The sequence below is a fragment of the Leisingera sp. F5 genome, assembly GCF_001593695.1.
The window spans coordinates 1-2,022 of sequence record NZ_LUKH01000605.1; the positions used below are offsets into that span (position 1 = coordinate 1).

Genomic DNA, 2,022 nt, shown 5'->3' on the forward strand with positions numbered 1-2,022 from the left:
TGCACCGGCCAAGGCATTGCTGGGGCATCCGCTGTTTTGTTTTTGGAGATACCCCTTAGCCATGGCTCGCCTGTACCACGTTCCGCTGTCCCCCTATTGCCGCAAGGTGCGGCTGTCGTTGGCGGAAAAAAAGATCGAGGTTGAATTGGTCGAGGAACGGTATTGGGAGCAGGATCCCGATTTCCTGCGCCGCAACCCAGCGGCCAAGGTGCCAGTGATCCGGCTGGACGGCCAGATGATGGCCGAAAGCGCGGCGATCTGCGAATATCTGGAGGACACAAGGCCGGAGCCGCCCTTGATGCCCAAGGATGCCGAAGGCCAGTACGAAGTGCGCCGCCTGGTGAACTGGTTCGATGACAAGTTCCACCACGAGGTGACCTCCAAGCTGCTGTATGAGCGTGTGAACAAGAAGATCACCGGTGAGGGCTATCCCGACAGCCGCAATGTCAAGGCAGGCGCCAAGGCGATCAAATACCACCTGGATTACATGGCCTGGCTCTTGGACCACCGGCGCTGGCTGGCCGGGGACATGATGACGCTGGCGGATTTTGCCGCTGCCGCGCATCTGTCGTCGCTGGATTACATCTCGGATGTGGACTGGAACCGCTCGGCAGTGGTCAAGGACTGGTACGCCAAGATCAAGTCGCGGCCCGCATTCCGGTCGATCCTGGCGGATCAGGTGCCGGGCTTCCGTCCGCCGCCGCATTACACTGATCTGGATTTCTGATATCAACGGGGCAAGGGGCGCTGCCCCTCTTGGGCCTGTGGCCCAATTCACCCCGAGGTATTTGGGACCAGAAAGAAAATGAGTGCAGCGCTGAAAGAACGGCTGGTGGCACAAGCACTGGCCGAGGGGTTCGTCTCCTGCCGGATCTGCCGTCCGTGGGACGTGCCGCAGGTGCCCGGGCGCCTGCAGGCGTTTCTGGAGGCCGGGTATCACGGGCAGATGGGCTGGATGGCGGAGCGTATCCATTGGAGGGGCGATCCGGCGCAGCTGTGGCCGGATGCGCGGTCGGTGATCATGCTGGCGGAAAGTTACACGCCGGACGAGGACCCGATGGCAGTGGTGGGCCAGGCGGACCGCGGAGCTGTCTCGGTCTATGCCCGCAACAAGGATTATCACGACTTGGTCAAGAAGCGGCTGAAACGGCTGGCGCGCTGGCTGATTGCGGAGGCCGGGGAGGATTGCGAGGTGAAGGTCTTTGTCGACACCGCACCGGTGCCGGAAAAGGCACTGGGTCAGGCGGCGGGACTGGGCTGGCAGGGCAAGCACAGCAATCTGGTGAGCCGGGACTGGGGCAACTGGGCCTTTTTAGGGTCTGTTTTTACCACGCTGGAGTTGCCGGTGGATCAGGCAGAGCCGGACCGCTGCGGGTCCTGTCGGGTCTGCCTGGACAGCTGTCCGACCGATGCTTTTCCGGCGCCCTACCAGGTCGATGCGCGGCGCTGCATTTCCTACCTGACCATCGAGCATAAGGGGCCGGTAGACGAAGAACTGCGCGGGAAACTGGGCAACCGGATCTATGGCTGCGATGACTGTCTGGCAGCTTGCCCGTGGAACAAGTTTGCGGTGGCGGCCAGCGACATGCGCTATGCCGCGCGGGAGGAGTTGAAGGCGCCAAAGCTGGCGGAGCTTGCGGTGCTGGATGATGCCGCGTTCCGGGCGATGTTCTCCGGCTCGCCGATAAAACGCATCGGGCGGGACAGGTTTGTGCGTAATGTTTTGTATGCCATCGGCAATTCCGGCCAGTCGGAACTGCGGGGCGTGGCGCGCGGGCTGACGGAGGACCCTGATCCGGCAGTCGCGGACGCGGCGCGATGGGCGGTTCAACAACTTTCGTGACGCAAACAGGATGGACGGGCCGCAAATAGGCGTTACACCCGGTCCGGCGAACAGAGATTGAAGGGGCTGGGCATGGCGCTGTTGCTGGGTGTGGACACGGGCGGAACCTATACGGATGCGGTGCTGATCCGCGACGAGAAGGAAGTAATAGCCTCGGCCAAGTCGCTGACCACGCGCCA

Annotated in this window: 3 protein-coding genes; all 3 read left to right on the forward strand. The window is 62.5% G+C overall.

Annotation, left to right across the window (positions count from 1 at the left end):
• The first annotated feature begins 61 nt into the window (after nt 1-61).
• Entirely contained in the window at nt 62-727 is a 666-nt protein-coding gene (locus tag A2I95_RS33805; RefSeq protein WP_027256929.1) for a glutathione S-transferase family protein, read from the forward strand.
• Between the two features lie 78 nt (nt 728-805).
• On the forward strand, nt 806-1,843 hold the full coding sequence (queG, locus tag A2I95_RS33810) for a tRNA epoxyqueuosine(34) reductase QueG (RefSeq protein ID WP_291736847.1): 1,038 nt from the start codon (nt 806-808) through the stop codon (nt 1,841-1,843).
• A gap of 72 nt (nt 1,844-1,915) precedes the next feature.
• On the forward strand, nt 1,916-2,022 hold a 107-nt coding region (locus tag A2I95_RS33815), incomplete at its 3' end, for a hydantoinase/oxoprolinase N-terminal domain-containing protein (RefSeq protein ID WP_291736848.1).

Coding starts and splice junctions, on each gene's coding strand:
- A2I95_RS33805 (WP_027256929.1), top strand. CDS start 62: ATGGCTCGCCTGTACCACGTTCCGCTGTCCCCCTATTGCCGCAAGGTG.
- queG (WP_291736847.1), top strand. CDS start 806: ATGAGTGCAGCGCTGAAAGAACGGCTGGTGGCACAAGCACTGGCCGAG.